11 protein-coding genes are annotated in these 24,882 nt (G+C 42.9%); 6 read left to right on the plus strand and 5 right to left on the minus strand.

All coding sequences use genetic code 11. The features are described from left to right. The first annotated feature begins 34 nt into the window (after positions 1-34). The 4 genes from BXY_RS10475 (at position 35) to BXY_RS10490 (ending at position 6,810) form a co-directional block, all read left to right on the plus strand. Positions 35-1,183, plus strand: coding sequence for an FISUMP domain-containing protein (locus BXY_RS10475; RefSeq protein WP_008643920.1), 1,149 nt, complete (start codon positions 35-37; stop codon positions 1,181-1,183). A gap of 240 nt (positions 1,184-1,423) precedes the next feature. Further along, positions 1,424-3,580 (plus strand): ribonuclease R, encoded by a 2,157-nt coding sequence (gene rnr, locus BXY_RS10480; RefSeq protein ID WP_008643914.1) that lies wholly within the window; start codon positions 1,424-1,426, stop codon positions 3,578-3,580. Between the two features lie 84 nt (positions 3,581-3,664). Beyond that, positions 3,665-4,144 carry a pyridoxamine 5'-phosphate oxidase family protein gene (locus BXY_RS10485; protein WP_004298553.1) on the plus strand — a complete coding sequence of 160 codons (480 nt, stop codon included), beginning with the start codon at positions 3,665-3,667 and terminating at the stop codon, positions 4,142-4,144. Positions 4,145-4,407: 263 nt separating this feature from the next. Further along, positions 4,408-6,810 carry a glycoside hydrolase family 3 N-terminal domain-containing protein gene (locus tag BXY_RS10490; RefSeq protein WP_008643912.1) on the plus strand — a complete coding sequence of 801 codons (2,403 nt, stop codon included), beginning with the start codon at positions 4,408-4,410 and terminating at the stop codon, positions 6,808-6,810. Between the two features lie 227 nt (positions 6,811-7,037). Here the strand turns inward: BXY_RS10490 and bglX are convergent, their stop codons facing one another. From bglX to BXY_RS10515, 5 genes are read right to left on the minus strand one after another with little or no spacing between them, the layout of a single operon-like run. After that, positions 7,038-9,323 carry a beta-glucosidase BglX gene (bglX, locus tag BXY_RS10495; protein WP_008643910.1) on the minus strand — a complete coding sequence of 762 codons (2,286 nt, stop codon included), beginning with the start codon at positions 9,321-9,323 and terminating at the stop codon, positions 7,038-7,040. 37 nt (positions 9,324-9,360) lie between these two features. Then, positions 9,361-10,725 carry a glucoamylase family protein gene (locus BXY_RS10500; RefSeq protein WP_008643909.1) on the minus strand — a complete coding sequence of 455 codons (1,365 nt, stop codon included), beginning with the start codon at positions 10,723-10,725 and terminating at the stop codon, positions 9,361-9,363. A gap of 28 nt (positions 10,726-10,753) precedes the next feature. After that, a complete protein-coding gene (locus BXY_RS10505) occupies positions 10,754-12,862 on the minus strand; it encodes a family 43 glycosylhydrolase (RefSeq protein ID WP_008643907.1) in 2,109 nt (702 codons plus the stop codon). Positions 12,863-12,885: 23 nt separating this feature from the next. Beyond that, positions 12,886-14,352 carry a RagB/SusD family nutrient uptake outer membrane protein gene (locus BXY_RS10510; RefSeq protein WP_008643906.1) on the minus strand — a complete coding sequence of 489 codons (1,467 nt, stop codon included), beginning with the start codon at positions 14,350-14,352 and terminating at the stop codon, positions 12,886-12,888. A 45-nt stretch (positions 14,353-14,397) separates the two neighbouring features. Next, positions 14,398-17,427 (minus strand): SusC/RagA family TonB-linked outer membrane protein, encoded by a 3,030-nt coding sequence (locus BXY_RS10515; RefSeq protein WP_008643905.1) that lies wholly within the window; start codon positions 17,425-17,427, stop codon positions 14,398-14,400. A gap of 248 nt (positions 17,428-17,675) precedes the next feature. On the opposite strand from BXY_RS10515, the gene BXY_RS10520 reads away from it, so the two are divergent. Together BXY_RS10520 and BXY_RS10525 are read left to right on the plus strand one after the other, a co-directional pair. Further along, a complete protein-coding gene (locus BXY_RS10520; protein WP_008643904.1) occupies positions 17,676-20,531 on the plus strand; it encodes a helix-turn-helix and ligand-binding sensor domain-containing protein in 2,856 nt (951 codons plus the stop codon). Positions 20,532-20,627: 96 nt separating this feature from the next. Then, positions 20,628-24,599, plus strand: coding sequence for a hybrid sensor histidine kinase/response regulator transcription factor (locus tag BXY_RS10525; RefSeq protein ID WP_208946801.1), 3,972 nt, complete (start codon positions 20,628-20,630; stop codon positions 24,597-24,599). Positions 24,600-24,882: the final 283 nt, after the last annotated feature.

Here is a 24,882-nt window from a genome sequence, read left to right on the forward strand (position 1 = left end):
CATATATTATTACTCACTAAATAAAAATACAATTATGAAGAAGTTAGGATTCCTTTTATTTTTAGTCTTAGGACTAACGGCTTGCGGTGATGACAACAATGATCCCGCTCCAGAACAACATGTAACATGTGCCATATCTTCTCCTACTGAAGGAGCAACGATAGACATAGCTGAAAAGATGACAATCAAAGGAGAAGCAACTGTTGACATTGGTCAAATATCGAATGTTACTCTTAAAATCGGAGACAAACAAATTTCAGAAGTAACTTCTGTTCCATTTAGTTATGAATACACATTCGAAGCCAGTCAAGCCGTAGGAGCACTAAAAATTGAACTGACCGTCAAAGGCGATCAAGGTGCCATGGCGACAAGTGAAGTAAATGTCACACTAAAAAAGACCGAACCAACCCCAGAACCGGAAGAAGGAAAGATGATTGACCCACGGGATAATCATGAATACAAAATTGTTACAATTGGTGAACAAATATGGATGGCAGAGAACTTGGCTTATTTACCATCAGTTAGCAAACCGGAAGATGCCGCTACCAGTGATGGAGATCCGCTCTATTTTGTTTTCAACTATGATGGCAAAGATGTAAATGCAGCTAAAGCCACGAAAGAATACAAGACATACGGAGTCTTGTATAATTGGTATGCCGCTATGAACCAAAAGAACGCAACCGGTGGAAATGCGGATGCCATACCAAGTGGTATTCAAGGAATCTGTCCTAACGGATGGCATCTACCCAGCAAAGCAGAGTGGAAAAAACTAGAAAATTTTGTTGCAGATGAATTAGCACCAGTTGAAGGTAATGTATGGACAGATGATGAAGGAAATAAATACTCCGATAAAGACTGCAAAAACGTCTGGTCAGCATTGACAGGAAAACTGGATGCTGACGGTTGGGGAGAATCCGGCATGATAGATGAAAATCCTGATCTCGCTAAAGGTCCACGTGACACCTATGGCTTTAATGTTATACCTGCCGGACAATGTTATCAGAGCGGAAGTTTTGAAATGCCTAAGTCACAGAGTAGAACAGACTTTTGGAGCACAGACCAAGCTACTTACGGAGCAGGAACTGTATATTTCAGTAATATGAGTTATGGGTTAGGTTATTCTTCTGATAAAGGAGGAATACAAGTAAAACGTGGCCTTTCAGTACGTTGCGTAAAAGATTAACTATATTGTAGATAAACATTTATCAATTAGTTCATTACAGAATTAATAAATTCTCTCTTAAAGATAAGGGAAGTATGTCGAGAGATATGCTTCCCTTTTAATATATCTTTTTACACCTAGTTACCAACTCACTCAAACATATAATTAGTCGATATCCAATATCACGAAATAAAACAAATTCTGAATGTTCTTCCATTTTATTATATATCTTTGTAACTAGATATTTTAAAAGACTACATTATGGCAAAAAAGAAAGAAAAGAAAGAGAAAAAGGCCGGCAAGAGAATGAGTAAGAAAGAGCTGGCAGCACTATTAATAGACTTTTTCCATGCCAAATCCAGCGAGACCTTGAGTATGAAATATATATTTTCGGAACTGCGTCTCACTACCCATCCGCAAAAAATGTTATGCGTCGATATATTACATGACCTTTTAGCTGACGATTATATCAGTGAAATAGAAAAAGGAAAGTTCCGCCTGAACAGTCACGGAACGGAGATGACAGGTACTTTCCAACGGAAGAGCAACGGTAAGAACTCGTTTATTCCTGAAGAAGGGGGCGACCCGATATTCGTGGCCGAACGTAATTCCGCACATGCGATGAATAACGATAAGGTAAAGATCACCTTCTATGCCAAACGGAAGAACAGAGAGGCCGAAGGAGAAGTCATCGAAATATTGGAACGCGCCAACGATACATTCGTCGGCACACTGGAAGTAGCTAAGTCATACGCATTCCTGGTGACAGAGAACCGTACATTAGCCAATGATATTTTCATCCCAAAAGATAAGCTGAAAGGCGGAAAGACCGGAGATAAAGCCATTGTGAAAGTAACCGAATGGCCGGACAAGGCAAAGAATCCTATCGGACAAGTAATAGATATATTAGGTCAGGCCGGTGACAATACCACAGAGATGCACGCAATTCTTGCGGAATTCGGTCTGCCGTATGTATATCCAAAAGCAGTAGAGACAGCAGCAGATAAGATTCCTGCCGAGATTTCAGCAGAAGAGATTGCCAAACGCGAAGATTTCCGTAAGGTAACAACTTTCACCATCGACCCGAAAGATGCCAAAGACTTTGACGACGCACTTTCCATCCGTAAGCTAAAGGACGGATTGTGGGAAGTAGGTGTACACATTGCCGACGTGACACATTACGTAAAAGAAGGCAGCATCATCGACAAGGAAGCAGAAAAGCGGGCAACTTCCGTTTATCTGGTAGACCGTACCATCCCGATGCTTCCCGAACGGTTGTGTAACTTCATTTGTTCACTCCGCCCGAACGAAGAAAAACTAGCTTTCTCCGTTATCTTCGATATTACGGAAAAAGGAGAAGTCAGAGACTCACGCATCGTACATACGGTTATCAACTCCGACCGTCGCTTCACCTACGAAGAGGCACAACAAATCATAGAAACAAAAGAAGGAGACTTCAAAGAAGAAGTACTCACATTAGATACGATTGCCAAAGCACTGCGCGAAAAACGCTTCTCTGCAGGAGCTATCAACTTCGACCGCTACGAAGTGAAGTTCGAAATTGACGAAAAAGGAAAACCAATCAGCGTTTACTTCAAGGAGTCAAAAGATGCCAATAAACTAGTGGAAGAATTCATGTTGCTCGCTAACAAGACCGTAGCAGAAAAGATAGGATGTGTGCCGAAGAACAAGAAAGCCAAAGTGCTTCCTTACCGTATCCACGACCTACCCGATCCGGAGAAGTTGGAGAACTTGTCACAGTTCATCGCACGCTTCGGCTACAAAGTGCGTACAAGCGGAACGAAGACTGATATTTCAAAATCCATCAACCATTTATTGGACGACATACACGGAAAGAAAGAAGAGAACCTGATAGAAACCGTATCCATCCGCGCCATGCAAAAAGCACGTTACTCAACCCATAACATCGGTCACTACGGACTAGCTTTCGAATATTACACTCACTTTACTTCTCCCATCCGCCGTTTCCCGGACATGATGGTACACCGTTTGGTGACGAAGTATATGGACGGAGGACGCAGCGTATCCGAAGCTAAGTACGAAGACCTCTGCGACCACAGCTCGAACATGGAACAAATTGCAGCCAATGCCGAACGTGCTTCCATCAAATATAAACAGGTGGAATTTATGAGCGAACGTCTGGGGCAGATTTACGACGGTGTAATCTCCGGCGTAACCGAGTGGGGACTTTATGTAGAATTGAACGAAAACAAATGTGAAGGTCTGGTCCCTGTTCGTGATCTGGATGATGACTACTACGAATTCGACGAGAAGAACTATTGTCTTCGCGGACGCCGCAAAAACAAAATATACAGTTTGGGAGACGCTATTACTGTTCGGGTAGCTCGTGCCAATCTGGAAAAGAAACAATTGGATTTTGAATTAATAGAAAAGTAAATTCACCACAGAGTACGCTAAGAAATCAGGAAGTAAAAAGACTTCGTGTACTCCGTGTCCTCTGTGGTAAGCCAAACAGCCATTATGAAAACTGTCATTATTGAAGATAAACAACGAATCGAGTCCATTATTCTCCATTGCGATGCCTGTTTTGTAGGCATTACTGATTTGGAAGGTAATCCCTACGTAGTTCCGATGAACTTCGGTTATGAGAATGGCATCATATATCTTCATTCGGGTCCTGAAGGCAGCAAGTTGGAGATGCTAGAACATAATAATAATGTATGCATCACTTTCAGCGTTGGACATAAACTTGTCTACCAACACGAAAAGGTAGCCTGCAGTTACAGTATGCGTTCGGAAAGCGCGATGTGTCGGGGGCAAGTAGAATTCATCGAAGAGATAGACGAGAAACGCCGTGCATTGGATATTATCATGCGTCATTACACAGATAGTGAGTTCAACTATTCCGATCCTGCGGTACGTAATGTCAAAGTATGGCAAGTACGTATCAATCAGATGACAGGAAAAGTTTTCGGTCTGCGAGCCAACGAAAAGCCATGAAGCGGTTTTCCGGCTTTCGACAATAATTGAGTAGAGTATTCAACAAGCATTGTAGAGTATTTCCAAATTAATTTCTCTAAACAAAAGTTTAGATCACTTTTACCCTCACACCCCCACCATTGCCTGTATCTCTTTATCCATCGACATTACAGGTGTGAGAGTAAAGGTGATTATAAAGACTATTCTATCCTCTCATATCAAATTCTTTTTGTATACTTGCAACATAAATAAAATAGATAAGTACTCTTGCAAAAAAATAAATTATGAAGAAATTACTATGTCTCGCACTGTTAGTATCTGCCGGAAGTATCTACTCCGAAAGTATCTCGGCAAACAACAAACCTACTGATAACAAATCCGGCAACAACTCAAAGGACATATACAAAAAAACCTGGATCGACTTCAATAAAAACGGTATAAAGGATGTATACGAAGATCCCTCCGCTCCTATCGAAGCCCGCATCGCGGATTTGCTTTCGCAAATGACACTGGAAGAGAAAACCTGTCAGATGGCTACTCTCTACGGTTCGGGACGGGTATTGAAAGATGCATGGCCTACTGCCGGATGGTCAGCGGAAATTTGGAAGGACGGTATCGGAAATATTGATGAGCAGGCGAACGGACTGGGTAAATTCGGTTCTGAAATCTCCTATCCGTATGCCAACAGCGTAAAGAACCGACACACCATTCAACGCTGGTTTGTGGAACAGACACGACTGGGCATTCCGGTGGACTTCACCAATGAAGGAATACGCGGATTATGTCACGACCGGGCTACCATGTTTCCCGCTCAATGCGGGCAAGGTGCCACGTGGAACAAGAAACTGATCCGGGAAATTGCGAAAGTCACTGCAAATGAGGCAAAAGCATTGGGATATACCAATATTTATTCTCCTATTCTGGATATTGCACAAGATCCTCGCTGGGGACGTGTGGTAGAAAGTTACGGAGAAGATCCGTATCTGGCGGGCGAATTGGGAAAACAGATGATCCTCGGTCTGCAAAGCGAAGGTATTGTTGCTACTCCCAAGCATTTCGCCGTGTATAGCATCCCGGTCGGTGGACGCGACGGAGGTACGCGTACGGATCCGCACGTGGCCCCGCGTGAGATGAAGACTCTTTATCTGGAACCTTTCCGCAAAGGTATTCAGGAAGCGGGTGCTCTAGGAGTGATGAGTTCGTATAATGATTATGACGGGGAGCCAGTTTCCGGAAGCTATCATTTCCTCACGGAGATTCTGCGTCAGCAATGGGGATTCAAAGGATATGTAGTATCGGATAGTGAGGCGGTAGAGTTTCTGCACACCAAACATCGTATCACCCCGACTGAAGAAGAGATGGCGGCACAAGTGGTCAATGCAGGATTGAATATCCGTACCAACTTTACTCCCCCGCAAGATTTCATTCTTCCGTTGCGTCGTGCTATCGACGAAGGTAAAGTCTCTTTGCATACGCTCGATCAACGCGTCAGTGAGATTCTGCGTGTCAAGTTTATGATGGGGCTTTTTGATAATCCATATCCCGGTGATGACCGCCGTCCGGAGACAGTCGTACACAATGACGCTCATAAAGCAGTATCTATGAAAGCCGCTTTGGAGTCTGTCGTTCTTTTGAAGAATAAGAATCAGATGCTTCCGTTATCCAAGAACTTCAAAAAAATAGCTGTGATTGGTCCGAATGCGGAAGAAGTGAAGGAGCTGACTTGCAGATATGGTCCTGCCAATGCGTCTATTAAGACTGTATATCAGGGAATCAAAGAATATCTGCCTAACTCGGAAGTTCGCTATGCAAAAGGCTGTGACATTATTGATAAATATTTCCCGGAGAGCGAACTGTACAATGTTCCATTAGATACACAAGAGCAGGCGATGATTCATGAAGCGGTAGAATTAGCAAAAGCTTCGGATATCGCTATTCTTGTACTGGGTGGAAATGAGAAAACGGTTCGGGAAGAGTTTTCACGTACCAATCTTGACCTCTGCGGACGGCAACAACAATTATTGGAAGCGGTTTATGCAACAGGTAAACCTGTCGTTCTAGTGATGGTGGACGGAAGGGCAGCAACCATCAACTGGGCAAACAAATACGTTCCTGCCATTATCCATGCCTGGTTCCCCGGAGAATTTATGGGAGATGCCATCGCTAAAGTTCTTTTCGGAGACTATAATCCGGGAGGGCGTCTGGCTGTCACTTTCCCGAAATCTGTGGGACAGATTCCTTTTGCATTCCCATTCAAGCCGGGTTCTGACTCTAAAGGGAAAGTCCGTGTAGACGGTGTACTTTATCCTTTCGGATATGGTTTAAGCTATACGACCTTCGGATATTCAGACTTGAAAATATCTAAACCGGTGATCGGTCCGCAGGAAAATATCACTCTTTCATGTACTGTGAAGAATACAGGAAAGAAAGCAGGAGATGAAGTAGTCCAGCTTTATATCCGGGATGATTTCAGCAGCGTTACCACCTACGATAAAGTATTGCGTGGTTTCGAACGTATTCATTTGCAACCGGGTGAAGAACAAACCGTCAGCTTTACCCTTACTCCTCAAGACTTGGGATTATGGGACAAGAATAATCAGTTTACGGTAGAGCCGGGAAGTTTCTCGGTGATGGTGGGAGCTTCTTCACAGGATATACGGTTGAAGGGGAGTTTTGAGGTCCAATAAACTTGAATAGACTAAAAAGTAACCACTAATAATTCTGTACCGGATGACTTAAAAAGAATAGAGTATTTGAAAAGCCTTGAATTTATAAAGCAACTTCTGATTTAAAATACTTATTAAAATATGGTCAAACAATAAATTGAGACTTCATTCTCTTTCTATCGTTTGACCATATTTGATGAATATACCTAGACTAACCTTAGTGAAAACGTCATTTTAGCATATATGTATTATTGCAAACTGAATTTCTTTGTTTGTACATCGCGGCTATTTCCACCAACCATCACTTCAAATTCTCCCGGTTCACATACCCAATTCAGCGCACTGTTATAGAATTTCAATTGTTTTGCTGTGATATCGAAAGAGACAGTGCGGCTTTCCCCTTTCTTCAAATGGATACGTTCGAAGCCTTTCAATTCTTTCACCGGACGTGCTACACTCCCTACCATATCACGAATATACATTTGTACGATTTCGTCAGCATCATAGTTGCCCGTGTTGGTGACAGTGACAGAGGCGGTTATCTTCCCCCTTTCATTCATTGAGTTATTGCTAAGTTGAAGATCACCGTAACGGAATGTGGTGTATGACAATCCATATCCAAATGGATAAAGAGGATCATTGTCTATATCAAGATAGTTGCTACGGAATTTACTGAACCACTTTCCTGCCTCTAAAGGACGACCTGTATTCAAATGGTTGTAATACAAAGGAATTTGTCCTACGTTCTTCGGGAAGGTCGTAGTCAGTTTTCCACTCGGAGAAACATCTCCGAATACTACATCACAAATCGCGTCGGCTGCTTCACTGCCTCCGAACCATACATTCAGTATAGCCGGGAAATTTTCCTGTTCCCAAGTCATCACAGTGCTGCGACCGGCAAAATAGACCAGTACAACCGGTTTGCCTGTCTTTTTCAATGCTGTCAGAAGATCACGCTGCGCATCCGGCATTTCAAGATTAGTACGGCTGCTGGATTCACCACTCATTTCAGACGATTCACCAACTGCCGCCACAATCACATCTGCTTGGGAAGCTACATTCAAAGCCTCATCAAGCAACTCCTGCGCACTACGCGGATCACGCATTTCACGACCGAACATAGTAGCTTCCGCCTCTCTTTGAGCATCATACATCAGATTTGAACCTTTGGCATAAAGCACTTCCGCTTTACCTGCCAATGATTGCTTCATGCTTTCATACAGGGAATTGTATTTGTCAGAAGCAGCTGCCACACTCCATGTACCCGGCATATTGGCCTTTGTATTGGCAAGCGGGCCAACAAGAGCTATTTTGCCTTTACGCTGTAATGGAAGCAGGTTGTTTTCATTCTTCAAAAGCACAAATGTTTCAGTAGCTATTTTACGGGCTACGGTACGGTTTTCTGCCGTAAAGATATCTTTCTTCACACGGCTTGCATCACAATATTTATAAGGATCATCAAACAATCCGAGCTTGTATTTCGCTTCAAGAATACGACGGCAGGCTTTATCTATTTCAGCCATTGTCACTTTCCCTTCTTTGAGAGATTTCTCCAAAGTAGTAAGGAAACCGTCTGCAACCATATCCATATCGGTTCCGGCACTAAGTGACATGGCAGATACCTGTTGAAGATCTCCCATTCCGTGAGCAATCATCTCGGAAATAGCTGTGTAGTCTGTCACAACAAAACCATCAAATCCCCAACGGTCACGCAAGACATCGGTCATCAGCCATTTGTTGCCGGTAGCAGGAATACCGTCAACCACATTGAAAGAAGTCATCACACTACCCACACCAGCATCAATAGCTGCTTTATAAGGAGGGAAATAATTGTTGAACATACTTAGGTGACTCATGTCTACTGTGTTATAATCACGGCCGGCTTCGGGTGCACCATACAAGGCAAAGTGTTTCACACAAGCCATAATGGTGTTCTTATCTGTCAGATCATCACCCTGATAACCTTTTACCATGGCTGCCGAAATCTCCGAACCTAAATAAGGATCTTCGCCTCCGCCTTCAGCCATACGTCCCCAGCGGGGATCACGACAGATATCGACCATAGGACTGAAAGTCCAGCAAATACCATCGGCACTGGATTCTTTTGCGGCTATACAGGCAGATTCTTTGATAGCCTCCATATCCCAACTACAGGAAAGTGCCAAAGGAATAGGAAAAACAGTCTCATATCCGTGAATGACATCCATACCAAACAACAAAGGAATTTTCAAACGGCTCTGCTCTACGGCAATCTTTTGGACTTCCCGAATATTCTCCACTCCTTTTACATTGAAAAGACCACCGACCTGACCTTTCCTTATCTTCCCGGCCACATCACTGCTCTTAGCTTGCCCGGTGACAATCTCACCCGACACAGGAAGGTTGAGCTGACCGATCTTTTCCTGCAAAGTCATCTTCCCCATCAGGTTGTCAATAAACTGATCCATTTTATCTTTATCGGCTTGCGGGGCAGCCATAGCAGTGAAAGCAGACGCTGTAATCACTGCTGTTAGCAAAAATCTACCTATTCTCATATTCTGTTTTGTATTTATATTATTCTTTCTTCTGTTTTTATTCGGCTGTTGTAGAAGTGAAACCTAGCTTTTTCAGTCCGTCCTGAATTTCCGGACAACTCATGAATAACCGCCAAAGTAGTCCTGTACGGTGGTTCTCTATCATTGGCGCAATCGTACACTGGTCGATGGCGAGATAATGCGGAACAGTCCACTTTTCGTTCGGAGAGAATGCATCGTAGAATCCATATTTCCCCCAAATCCATGATCCTTGTTTATAGAAACCTTTCAAGGCGGCCATTGACTCTTCCGGTGTGTAAGGGAAAGAGGATAAAGCGGCAGTAGGAGTTATCACACCGAGATCATTGTCGGGCATGTGGGCTGAATAGCCATTTATGGAGTAACTCGCTGTAAGTCCCCAGCAATCAGGTCCATATCCTTTGTAGCCTTTCGGATTAGTGACACAATATTGATAATCACTCATCGCATGATTGCGTACCACATTCCAGTAGTTGGCATATTGATCGGTCAAGTTACGCGGGTCGAGGCCGATGTAAGAGTAGTGTGCCCAGAATAAGGGACCGCCTTTCTCTTCTGCGCCATTATGCTTCAGTTCGAGCGGGTAACCGTAAGGTTTGGAAGCGCTTTTGATGCCACCGCTACGCGCCCACCCTTCATGGTAACAGGCTGCCGGAACGGAATGTGTAGGGGATGAGGCTGCAAGGATATAGGTAATCAGACATTCATTATAGCCTTCGAGCGGGAAGTTCATTTCCCAGCCATAGTTAGGAGACCAATGCCAGTATAATACATTCTGGTCGCCGTTGCGATACCAGTCGAATTCCATCCCGTGCCACAGTTCGTCTATTTTAGCTGCCAGTGCTTTTTCTTTCTCGTTGCCATCCTTTACGTATTGCCGTACACACAGCAGACTTTGCATAAGGAAGCTACTTTCTACCAAGTCGCCACCGTCATCTTTTGTTCCGAACGGTTTCACTTTGCCCGTAGGACCATGGAGCCAATGCGGCCACACTCCATGAAAACGATCGGCTTTTGCCAGATAGTCTACAATCTTTGTCAACCGGGCTACACCTTCTTCCCGGTTGATAAAGTTTCGTTCGATAGCCACCAACAAGCCGGCAACTCCAAATCCGCTACCTCCAATCGTAATTACATCCTGGTCCTGTTGTGGATAAACGTTATCAAGATGTATACGTTCGCAGGCCAGTCCGGAAGTCTTTTCCGCACCTTCCCACATATAGTTGAAATGCGTCTTTTGAATATAGTCGAGTAGTTCATCGTCGTTCGCAAATGCCTCGGGGCGATCAGGCTCCGCATCGGTCACTGTCTTGTTCTTTTGTGTACATGCGCATACCACTACGAGTAGAGTAATAAATATGCCGGTTCTTGTCCATTCCATCATCATATAAAGTATTTCTTCTGATTAATAATTATTGTTTCACGACTTTCGACAACGCCGACCGTCCCGATTCATTCAAAGCTTCAATGGCAAAGTAGTAAGTCGTACCAAGGTCAAGTCCCCGGAAGTCATAATGATCCGCACCGTTCACGGTGATGCAGTTATATAGCTTTTCGGGAGCAATGCCATAATAAATATTATAGCCGTAGGCATCGGATGAAGGATTCCACGAAATCATCGCATTGCGCTTATCCTGTTTGTCACGTGCTACCTTGAAGTTTCGTACAGGCAGAGGTTTCTCTCCATCGGCAAAACCAAACACCCGGAATTCCGAAAGGCAAAAGTTGCCGGATGGAACATGAATGTTTTCCAGTTTCAGATAACGGGCATCCAGCGTCTCACCCAATTCGATGTAGTCATGAGGTACATCTTTATCGTTATCACTTTTATCTACCGCCAGTGTCCAGTCTGTCCCGTTATCACTGGAGTAGATACGATATTGATAGTATAAATCGTTTGCACGATTATGCTGCACACTTTTATGGTCATAGTAGTTGAGTTGGATCGCCTTGATGTGTTTCATGGCGCCAAGATCAATTTCTATCCACTCACCCGGTTCCCCGGTTTTAGCAGCCCAATACGTACGCATATTTTCATCGGTAAGATTGGAAGAGGAATAGATGCTGTCGGTACTGGATACTTTTACCGGTTTCTCATAAGAAAGGAGCATCCAGCCGGTAAACCGGTCAGACGGATTTTTAATATCGTAGTCGGCATTCCAGCAAGGATAATCGCCGAATGCTGTGGTAGAGTACATCACTCCATCCGGATCGAATGCCGTAGGATATAATCCGATACGCCTTTCAAACTTATATTTGAGAGATAACATACAGGTACCCACATGCCAGTAATTCCCTTTCAAATCTTGAAAAGTGCCACTGTGTCCTACTCCCTGTACAAATCCGCCGGGCTTATAGCTCATCGGATTATGCTGCTGGTAAGTGAACGGTCCTAATGGCGAATCACTGACATATACTCCGTCGGCATATACCTTAAACTCCGTTCCCGGAGCACCGTACTGAAAATAATATTTTCCGTTATGCTTCGTCATATAAGCTCCTTCGGTAAACGGACGCAACGTCACTTCATCATCATTGTTCATGCCAAACCGTTCCCAGCCATGTTCTTCCGGACGAAGCATCATGATATCATAAATCTTACTGACCGGACGAAAATCATCACGACTGACCTGTACGCCTTTAAGAGGGTACTCATTACTCGAACCGTAATAAAGATAGAGTTTACCGTCATCATCCAAAAACAAGCAAGGGTCCCATGAAGGTAACGTATTACGTTCGATAGCACGCTTGAAACGCCCGGATTTGGGAGATGTGCTATACCATACGGGCAATCCTTCATAAGTAGAACCGGTATAGAACAACGTATCTCCGCTTACAAATGCTGCCGGAGCGCACATATCGTCATCCGTAGGACGACGCTGGAAAGAGGCCGGAGCAAATTCCCAGTCACTTAGATTCTTCGAATAATGGAAGCCTCCTTGGTTCGTGGAAAACAGGAAATACTCATCTTTATAAGTTAATCCCATCGGATCGGCAGAAGATCTGAACGATCCGTTAGACTGAACATTGTTGTTATAAGGTTCATAGTTATAACTAATATTCATAGGATTACAATAGGTACGAGTGACAGGATGCGCAGGGTCATACCACCTTGTAGCTTGAGCAGGCTGACGCTGCACAGACTTATGCTTCCCTGATTGCATAACGATTTTCACTTGCCGGTCGTCAACAGCACGTTTTACATTGGCAAAAGATTTTCCCGGATAATAGGCATAAAGATGCACATCGTTATCAGTAGCCTTCAACGTATAACGGCCTTCTATGTTCGTGTTACAATGAACCGGACTCGAGAAAAACATAACGGTAGCCCCTTCAAGCGGATTACCCTGTTCATCTACAACCGTTCCGGTTATTTCGTATTGATTTACTACCGGGATATAGTAGTCACTTACCTGTCCTTTTACTACTTTTATAGAATCTTCCGGTGGTAGTGCGTTCCCTGCCAAGGCAGAGAACGCTATCCCAGAACTTAGTAATATCTTTTTTACTATTCCTGTCATTTCCTAATTTTATTTAGACATAATTACTCGTCAATCGGTTCGTTCGTCAGACTTGGGATATTAGATACCTGATCGAAAGGAAGCGGATAATAGGTTTTATCTTCAGTCCATCCTTTGGAACCAAGCACAGAAGCAGCCTTACCGGTACGAATCAAGTCGTTGTAACGCTCTCCCCACTCACAAACAAGTTCCATACGGCGTTCATCAAGGATTTGGTCTACTGTCGCATTATCAATCTCGGACATCTTGGCGCGGTCACGCACAAGCTTCAACGGTGCATCACCATCCTTACCCAAACGTACCTTAGCTTCTGCATTCATCAATAGTACATCTGCGTAACGGAATATACGTACATTGTTATTTGCACCATATTTAGTACGACCTGGTGTCAACTGATCTGTCGGAGTATAGGCTTTTCCATTCCAGCAATCTGTTTGAGTAGAGTTCTGCAATTCACGAATCACATCACCGCTTGGAGTAGTTGTACCAGCCAACAGGAACGAAGTCGTAGCACGGATAGTCTCACCACGAGCCGCTGCCCAATCACGGAAATCTTTATATATACCGATAAATCCCCAGCCTGAAATATTTCCGTCGTTCGCCGGTCCTTGGAATACAAACCAGTTATCAGCATCTACCATATCACCTGACCCAAGACCAAAATCAGTACACTGACATTCGAATAACGATTCATCACAAACCTTACCCGGAATCTTGAATAAATTATAGTAATCATCATAAAGCTTAAATTTCTTGCTACCGATAATATCATCTGTCAATGTTTCAACTTCTCCATAATTACCCTGATTCAGATGTATCTTTGCTGCAAGCATCTCTGCCGAGAAAGCAGTGACAGCACCATAATGGGCCATTTCATTCGGACGTAATCTCGGAGTATGGTCCATCGTATACTGTAGATCTTCAAGAACATATTTATATACAGCATTGATCGTTGAACGGGTCATGTCGGTTTGAGTATTATTACGCAAAATAGTTACCGGACCAAAAGCCTGTACAAGCCGGTAATAAGCATAAGCACGAAGGAACCTCACTTCACCACAGTAAGAACGGTAATTAGTCATATCATCGTCCGACGTGATATTTTCTGCGTAGGAATCCAGCGATTCAAGAGCAGCATTGGCCACTTTTATGATACCATAGTACTGATTCCACATCTCGTTGAGCCCCCAGAAAGAACTGTCATAGTTGTAGTTACCCATATCAACAAGGGTTGCCTGGTCATCTATACGTCCGGACCAAACATCATCATCACGCACGACAGACAACGGCCATATCACCCAATGCATACCGCCTGTTCTAACTTTAGCATATACTCCGGAAACCGCTTGATACATATTCTCAATTTGAGTAAAGTCTACATTCTCTTCCGGAACCTTATTTTCGGGCTCTTTATCAAGATAATCACATGATGTATTGCATAACATTAATGCTGGCAACGCATATATTAAGATATTCTTTAGTATTCTCATTTTCTTGTTCTTTTGTTAGATTAAAATTAATTTTTCCATTCCGGCTTAGAAATCAATCTGGATTCCAAAGCTATAAGTAGATGTCAAAGGATAAACTTCTGTATCCCATCCTTCAGCATCACTCAACTCCGGAGTGAATGAATTCGCCTTAAATGTCGTGAACGGACGGTCTGCCGTTAGTGAGAAACGGATACCCGGCAATGTGTAATTTCCCATCTTGATATTACGCAAACTATAACCGAGAGTTATGTTCTGAATACGGAAGAAATCAGCACTTTCTACAAAATAAGAGTTCACTCTTTGGTCGGATACATTCCAGCCCTTTACCAATGCTGCTGCAGACGGATGCGAGTTAGTAGAACCCGGTCCGGTCCAACGATTCTCATACTGTGCTTTATCAAAGTTATAATTAGACTGTGCATAACGCAAAGCACGTTTACGGTTGTATATCTGTCCGCCTGTTTGACCATACGTAGTCAATTCAAAATCCAGATTCTTCCAGTTCAAACCAAGATTAATGCCGTATGTAAAATTAGGTATGTAAGAGCCAAGTACTTGGCGGTCATCACCATCAATTACGTTATCACCGTTTACATCTTCATACTTGAAGTCACCCGGTACAAGATTGTTGGCTACGGCAATCGGATCTTCCGCACATTCTTCCAAAGTCTGATAAACTCCTACAACCTTATATCCATAGTATGAATTCATTTCTTTACCTACCATATTAATGGTCTTTCCTCCCTTGATAGAGCTCAATCCTCCAAGGTCTTTTACCTTATTCTTCAAATATGAAAGGTTCACTCCTAAATTATATTTGAAGTCTCTTCCGATATTATCATTCCAGTTAAGTGATAAATCAAAACCCGAATTCAGAATCTTACCATAGTTTCCGGCAAGTACGTCATTGCTGAACGGTAAACGCGGAGATATAACAGCTCTTTTTGTCAGGCGATAGAAATAGTCCAAATCTACATTCAAACGATTCTTAAAAGTAGAGAAGTTCAAACCGACGTTTGTTTCATCTACCAGCTCCCACTTCAAATAACTGAAATAAGTTGTATTTTGATAGCCTGGGAAAGTAGAGTTTCCAAATACACCGGATGCAGAATTACCTGTGGTAATTGAAGCAAAACCATCACTTGCAGCTACGTGGTCATTACCCAAACGCCCCCAGCTGGCACGCAGTTTCAGGTAATCAAAGAACTTTTGATCTTTCATAAAATCTTCTTCACTGATAACCCATGCAGCACCAACGGATGGGAAATATCCCCAATGTTCCTGATATTTGGAAGAACCGTCCGCACGCATAGTGAATGTCAACAGATATTTCCCTGCATAGTCATAACTTAAACGGGTGAAATAAGACTGACCGCGATAGCAGTAACCATCATCTCCAAGAGTTACACCTTCAGCATTTCCCTGACTCAAATAAAGCCATTCGTCTTTTCCTTCCGGTACATTATTAGCTTTTCCCCACATATATCTGTACTGTTGTTGCCGCATAGAGTAACCCAACATGGCTCCAAAGTTATGTTTTCCCCACTGATTATTATAAGTCAATATATTATCCCAAATGTAATTGTAATAGTTCGTATCTTTCTTTGTCAATTCTGAAACGGCCTGTTGTTGCCAGCTACTTACATAGTAGGGAGCAATATATTCACGACCGCGAATGGCTGAATAATCATAACTATAACTTGTTCTGAAATTTAACTTCTCCGGTAAGAGTTGGAACTGTGCATAGAAGTTAGTCAATACCTGATAGTTCTCATTTTGTGAATCATAATAGTTGGCTGTTGCCACAGGATTGTAGAAGTTAGCAGTGAAACCAACTGCATCAGGTGATGCATACTTGTCGGGGAAAGTATTATCATTTGCCGAATCATAAACCGGATAAATGCCCGGAGCATTAAATGCCTGCTGCCAAGCTTTATTTTGTGGCAACACTTGGGTAGAGTTACTAAATACACCATTAAAACCGACCTTCAGCCAGTTGGCTGCTTCATAATCGAGTGCTGCACGGAAATTGAGACGTTTATAGTTATTCTCTACATCCATTACACCATCCTGATACAAATAACTCATACCTACGGAATAAGTGCTTTTCTCTGTTCCACCACTAATTCCCAAACTGTGGTTAGTGATAAGCGCACTCCGCAGTAACTCCTTATACCAGTCTGTGTCTGAATCGAATTTCCAGTTATGAAAATCCGGATCGGAATAGTCACCGCCGAATTTATCAATAGAAGCCTTCATGGTAGATACATACGCATCATAATTAGCCTCGAGAAGCATAGTAGAATACTCTTGAGAATTAGCCATTTCTAAAACGTTTGTAGCTTTCTGTACACCTATATATCCGTTATAGGTAATTTTAGCTTTCTGATTACGTTGGCCTTTTTTGGTAGTGATAATAACAACACCATTAGCGGCACGCACACCATAAATGGCAGCAGCCGAAGCATCCTTCAACACGGACATATCCTGAATGTCATTACTATTGAGGAAATTGATGTCATCATAGAACATACCGTCTACAACATAAAGAGGCGAACTGTTGGAAAATGACCCTTTACCACGAATGGCTACCTTCGGCCCTTCTCCCGGAGTACCGCTATTGGTTACATTTACTCCGGCCACTTTCCCTTGCATGGCAGCCATAGGTGAAGAGGCGGGAGTAGAAAGTAACGCTTCCCCCTTGACTACCGTAATAGGAGAAGTCAAGTCCTTGGCTTTGGCTGAACCGTAACCGATCACGACCACTTCTTCCAGCTTCTGAACATCATCTTTTAATTGAACATTGATTACATTCTTCCCTTTTACAGCAATTTCTTGAGGTATCATTCCTATATAAGAGAAGGTAATAACAGCATCTTCGGGAACGTTTTCCAAAGTATAGTTACCATTAAGGTCCGAGATAGTACCAGTGTAGGTACCTTTTACATGAGCAGACGCACCAATGATCGGTTCACTAAAGGAATCAACAATAGTACCTCTGATTGTTTTGTTTTGAGCAAGCAGTGTTTGTAAACACAACACTGCAACTACAAGAAAAGTAATCTTTCTCTTCATTTTTTTACGTATTAGTTGATAATAAGGTTGCTAAAAAATCAATGCAACAAAGGAATGGAGTTTTTAAAATTCTTGCAAAATAACGCATACTACGCTACTACTTTTATGCTGTACAACACTACGTTTTTAGTACGTTTATCGCTTGTAGACACTTATTTTGGCATGTTTTTTCGCTGATTTGGGATTTTTTAATTATTTGGTATTATATTTGAAATTATTTTCCATCACTATAATAGAGAGAGTATTCTATGAGACGCACTGATTTTATCTATTTATTATTTATTTTCATAGGAGGATGTTTATCCCCGGTAATAAGTCATGCATCTACATTCATGCCCATCGTTACCAACTATACTGCCAAAGACTATCAGGCGGGATTACAAAACTGGGCTTTAGCCCAAGGAAAGAACGGAGAGATGTATATTGGCAATAATACAGGACTATTATGTTTCGATGGCTATACGTGGAGTAAATATCAAATGCCCGGTAATCAGCTTGTGCGATCCATACTCATTGATGGTGACCGTATTTATGTGGGAACATACGAGGATTTCGGCTATTTCAGCCGCAACTCTCTTGGTATACTTGAATACACTTCCTTATGGAGCCAACTCAAGAATATCGAAACACACAATGATGAAATATGGAATATACTCAAAATAGGTGAATGCATTTATTTCCAATCATTCAGTTCTTGGTTTAAATATGACGGAAAGAAAGTAACCGCACACTATAACTCTCAACATTTGCCATTGTATTTTCATAAAGCGCATGGACAAATCTATGTACAGATGGTCAACGGTGATTTTTATCTTCTGGAAAATGATGAATATAAACTATTGATTAAACGTAAAGCATTAAAAGATGACTCTGTGGTTGCGGTCATTCCCACAGCAGGAGGAAAAATGATTCTATGTACCGAGTGGAACGGACTTTTTGACTATGACGGAAAGACACTTTCTCCCCACCCTACCGCTATCGATCAGGAATTAAAAAGTCAGCAGATGAATCGTGCCGTAATGATTCCATCAGATTCGGCAATCGTACTCGGAACGATCCGCAATGGTATTTATGCCGTTGACAAAGAAGGAAAAGAGAAGTGGCATTATGATATGGAAAATCGTTTATATAACAATTCTGTATTACGGCTTTTCTGTGATCGGGATAATAATGTATGGGCGGCACTTGATATCGGCATTGCATTAATCCATACCGGTTCTCCCTATTCCATTCTGATACCTGACCGCAATTCACAGTCATTCGGAATGGTATATGGGGTCAATGCATTTAATAATAGTCTATATATTGCTACTAACCAGTCTGCCTGGTTGTACTCTTTTGCCGACCAAACAATTGTTCCTATCCAGGGTACCGAAGGACAGAACTGGCATATCAGTACATTTGATTCACAAATTCTGCTGGGAAACAATTTCGGAACTAAAATTATAACGGGAACTACCGCCAGCAATATCCCCGAAACAGAAACCAGTAGCACGTGTCTGCGCAAATGCATAATTAACGGACAGGAAGTTCTCATTGAGTCATCCTATTATAACCTCCGAGTCTATCGTAAATATAATGGTAAATGGAGTTTTTCTCATTCCATTGATGGCTTCTGGAATCCGGTACGCCAGTTCGAGGTCGATCATAGTGGAAATATATGGGCTGCACATATGAGTCTCGGTATCTACAGGATAGAGCTTTCAAGGGATTTAAAAAAGGTGGAAAAGTGCACGTATATCAAGTCATTGTCAGACGAAGAGAATAATGCAAGCCTAATGCATGTTATGAAGATACGTGGAAGAGTGGTATTGTCGGACAGCAAAAGAACGTATACTTATGATGATATTAACCAGCGTATCATACCTTTCGTACAACTTAACTCCATTCTCAAAAATGGGATTAATATGGCTATACCGGTAGATGATAACCTCTATTGGCTTACCGACTATCGCGGATACACCCTGATAAGATATGATAATGACAATTTCAGGATGGAACGCTTCATCCCTTCCTCTTTTTTCGGACTTGAATGCAATGAAAACAATAATAATGTATATGTAAACAATAACACCACTTATTTCTGTCTCAACAATGGTATAGGGCGTTTGGATATGAATCTGAAAAAAGACACTTTGCTGCAAAGGAATTCTTTACTCATTAGAAAAGCTACTTCTTTGTCGCAGGATTATCAATTGCATCTAATGCCTGTATCTGCCGAAAAGAAAGACAACAAGAAAATATGGGGGGATATAACTTTCCATTTGTCTTATCCTAATTTTAACTGCGAACCGCTCCGTTTTTGCTATCATCTCACGGGAAGTAGCTTGGATCTGATGTCAGAATCAGCCGATCCGGTAGTCACATTTGGTAGCTTAGGGTATGGAGATTATCATTTTACGGCTTCAGTGAAAAATGTCGATGGTCAGGTACTTAGTTCCGTAGAATATTATTTCAATAAACCACGCCCATTTTATCTGTCCATATATGCTTGGATAATATATGTGCTTCTTGCGAGTGTAATAGTATACTTCTACTCTCGCTGGCATGCTGCCAAAATGCTAAGAAAACGTAATAGGGAGTTTGAAAAAGAGAAAATGAAACAGGACTTCAAGATGTTGGAGCAGGAACATATCATTGCGCAACAACGCGAGCAATTACTTGAAGCAGAATTACAAGTCAAAAGTAAGGAATTAGCCAGCCTGGCTCTCGATGCCGTAGTCCAACGTAAAGCGGTTGAAAGCTTGAAAGAGGTTATGTCTGAACAAGAACATAAGGGAATTATCAATCAACATGATATAGACACCATACTAAAACAGATTAACGGAAACCTGAATGAGGAGGAATTCTGGGATATTTACCACAAGAATTTTGATATGATCCATAAGAATTTCTTCCGTAACCTGCGTAAACAATATCCCAGTCTCACAGCCAGTGACTTGAGATTTTGTGCACTGTTACGGCTAAATCTATCGACCAAAGATATTGCGCAGTTCACCAATCTCACTATTCGTGGGGTAGAAACAGCCCGTTACCGAATAAGAAAGAAACTTGCCATTCCCGGAAATATTAATCTTGTTGATTTTCTAATTGACTTTACATAAGAACATTTACTGAATATTCCTTCTAATTTCACACCCCTATTCTGTTGGGATTTTCTAAAGAAACTTTATCTTTGTAATGTCAACAATTAAAAGAATATGGTTCGTTTTAATCTTGTTATCACCTTACTACTAATGATAAGCATAGCTGTCAAAGCCGAACTGACCAACCGGATGTTCGATGTCAGGCATGTAGGCTATGCAGAAGGCCTTAGTAGCCAACGCGTTTTTTCGATTGTCGAGGATGGAGACGGTGCTATGTGGATTGCTACAAAAACCGGAATAGACAGATACAACGGTCATACGGTAAAGAACTATGATTTGCCGGGCAGTTTCTATTATGGTGATCTTGCCGGACGCAGGCTTTACTTATTGTACGACGCACAACAAGGACTGTTTGCCTACGACCACACCGGACGAATCTACCGATATTCCACCATCCTGGATCATTTTGAGCAAGTCCTCCACCTGGGACAATTGATTCAGGAAGAAGTCATCTTGAACAAACTCTGTTTGGATAGTGACGGAACCTGGTGGATGGGAGCGGATAAAGGACTATACAAGCAAGAAGCGGACCATCGTATAGTTGCCGTACTGAAAGGACAATATGTCAACGACATCGCATTTGCCGGCGAGTCGCTTTTTGTGGGTACTTCTAACGGAGTCTGGCAACTGTCACACACCCTGCCGGATAAGAAACGCCAGCTGCTGGAGGGGTGGAATGTACAAACATTGTTCTGCGACAAACCGAAAAAAGAACTCTGGATAGGCACATTTGGCAGCGGTTTGTCTGTGATGAACCTCGACACTTCCAAAGTGCTTGCGCTGGAGGGACAAGGGAGCACGTTCCTTCATCCGATACGGGCAATTACAGACTATGATGTACATACCATACTCATAGGCGTAGACGGTGGCGGTGTGTATGCGATAGACAAGGACACCAAGAAAGCCCGTTTACTGATGAATACCAAAGATGACACAGATACTTACCTGCGCGGAAACGGCATATATGCCGTAACCAGAGACGACCAGGGCAACATCTGGATAGGTAGTTATACGGGAGGCGTATCCGTGGCTATCCTGCTGAAACATCCCATTTCGATATTAGCACACGAAAAGGGAAATACCCATTCTCTCATCAGCAACAACGTGAATGATATCGAAGAAAATCCGGATGGCAACCAATGGTTCGCTACCGATGATGGAATCAGCATCCGAAACACCTTGTCAGGCACTTGGAAACACGTGCTGAAAGAAATCGTAACCATTTCTCTTTGCACATCCGGAAATGGGAACGTATGGGTAGGAACGTACGGAGACGGAGTGTATCTACTGGATAACAACGGACGCGTGTTACGCCATCTCACCAAGCAACAAGGGCAATTGACCACCAATTATATTTTCTCCGTCAGACAAGACATGGAGGGAGACTTATGGATAGGAGGTCTGGACGGATGCCTGATCATGTTTGAAAAAGAAAAAGGCAGCAGACGGTCTTTCGACGTGAATTGGGTACAATCCATTGAACCTATCGACCGAAACCGGGTAGCGGTGGCTACCGTCAATGGTTTCTTCCTGGTGGACAAACATACAGGGAATATACAGCACTATGCCAATTCCCAGGAATTTCACAATCAGAATGTCAGTGCTTATATCATCTCTATGCTGTTCAATGACGACGGAACCGTGTGGCTGGGAACCGAAGGGGGAGGATTGAATCTATATGACATGAAAAACCGGACGGTAAAGACTTTCACTGTTCAAGAGGGATTGCCGTCCAACGATATATATAGTTTGCAGCGAGACGACAAGAAACGCTTGTGGGTCAGCACCGGAAAAGGAATTGCCTTGATAGACAGCCTGCGCGTGTCGAACCTCAACTATGCGGGCAATATAGACAAAGAATATAACAAATCCTCATTTGCCCGGTTGATGAACGGCGAGTTCGTGTATGGCAGCACGGATGGTGCTGTCTTTATCATGCCACTCGACATTTCAACCGTAGACTACTGGACGCTCCTGCGTTTCACGGGACTGACGGTTGATTATCAAAACGTCCAGGAAGAAGAATCGTTGAGACCCGCCATCCATGATATGCTTGCCGACCGTGCGGTACGGCTCGGCTATAAATACAACTCGTTTACCGTTTCTTTTGAATCTATCAACTATCGTTTCCAGCGCGATATTGTCTATCAGCATATTTTAGAGGGGTATGACAATGACTGGAGCAAACCGTCTGCCGAGGGCAAGGCATCCTACACCAAGGTATCGCCGGGCACTTATCTTTTTAAGGTGCGCAGCCTGCGGCGCAGCGACGGAAAGACAATCTCCGAAAGCACCTTAGAAGTGAAAGTGAGCCAGCCATGGTGGAACTCGTGGTGGGCTTGGACTATTTACCTATTTATAATAGGCTTCGTTTTCTATTTCATCCTGCGCTATAAGAGCAACCAACTCCAAAAGAAATACGACGAAGACAAAATACGTTTCTTCATCGACACGGCGCACGACATTCGCACGCCGGTAACGCTTATCATGGCACCGCTGGAGGATTTGAACCGGGAACAGGATCTCTCGGACAAAGCCCGTTATTACCTGAATCTGGCTCATGAAAGTACCCGAAAACTCCATTCGCTCATCACACAGTTGCTCGAATTTGAAAAGGTAGACGCCCACAAGCCATCCTCTTCATCGGTTCCGCTTTGTCTGAATGAAGTTTTGCTGAAAGAAGTCTCCGTCTTCCGGTCTTTTTGCGAGAAGAAGCAGTTGACACTGAATCTGACCCAACCCAACGAATCCGTTTTCGTTTCAGCCGACAAACACCTGATAGAGATGTTACTCGACAATCTTCTTTCCAATGCCTGCAAATACACCATGCCCCAGGGAGAAATCAGTCTGGATTTGAAAGCCACGAAACGCAAAGCCATCCTTTCGTTGAAAGATAACGGAATAGGCATACCGAAGAAAGCGAAGAAGCACATCTTCTCCGATATTTACAGAGCCGAAAATGCCCGGCAGTCACAGGAAGAAGGAACCGGATTCGGACTGTTGCAGGTGCAGCGCATTGTAAAGATGCTGCATGGAAAAATCACTTTCTGTTCCGAGGAGGGCAAGGGAACTACTTTCATCGTAACATTGCCGCGAACCACCACCGTAGCCGAACCCGTGTCGCACGAATCATCCCTCGAACACCTTGCCGGCACATCGGATAATAACAGCCACGAAACGGATAAAATAAAAGATCCGGACGACCGGAATACATTGCTCATTGTAGAAGACCACGAAACTCTCCGTCACTACCTCCGCCAGACCTTTGAGCACCTCTATCGGGTGATTGATGTTGCCGACGGACACGAAGCTATCGCCTGTCTCGCCAATGAATATCCGGATATCATCCTCTCCGACGTCATGATGCCCGGCATACGGGGTGACGAGCTTTGCAGAATGGTCAAGGAAAATCCTGACACATCAGGTATTCCGGTCGTTCTGCTGACGGCAAAGGCTAACCACGAAGCAATAGTGGAAGGATTGAAGAAAGGCGCGGATGATTATATCCCCAAACCATTCAGTACAGAGATACTGAAATTGAAAGAACAAGGATTGATTGACAATCGAAACAGGCAACGGCAGTTTTTCATGCGGCAAGCCATCGCTCAAGTAGAGGCGGGCGGCAAACGTGACGACAATGAAAGCAATGAAAACAATGAAAGTATCGACAACAAAAACGTAACGACAGCAAGCGAAACAATGGCCGAGGGTGATCGCCGGTTTATCATGCAAGCTACCCGGTTTGTTCTTGAACATTTGGATGAACCCGATTTCAACATCAATCTCTTATGCCATGAAATGGCAATGAGCCGAACACTATTCTACAGTCGCCTTAAATCACTGACGGGAAAAGGGCCGCAAGAGTTTATTCGTATCATCCGGCTACAAAAAGCTGCCGAACTGCTGAAAGAAGGTAAAAGCGTAACCGATGTCGCCGCCGAAACCGGATTTGTCAACACGAAGTATTTCAGTTCATTGTTCAAGAAACAATTCGGGATGCAGCCAAGTAAATATAGTGGGAAGTAGACAAGCATTCATGTTCGGTTTTGAATTAAAATTAGCTCGTTTCCGGTACAGTAATGCACTGTTTCAGCCTATTCTGACAAGGGTATATTCTCACTGCAATGAGAAAAAGTTCTCATTATAATGAGTATTTCTTCTCATACCTATGAGTATTTTTTCTCATAGTGATAAGTATACTTGAGAATGTTTACGGAAGTTTTTTTGAATTATAATTATATGAGTTTACCTCATTTCCGTACCGTTCTTAATTAAATGGGAATTTTGCAGTTAAATGAGAAATTATCGG

The sequence above is a fragment of the Bacteroides xylanisolvens XB1A genome (assembly GCF_000210075.1).
GTDB classification, from domain to species: domain Bacteria; phylum Bacteroidota; class Bacteroidia; order Bacteroidales; family Bacteroidaceae; genus Bacteroides; species Bacteroides xylanisolvens.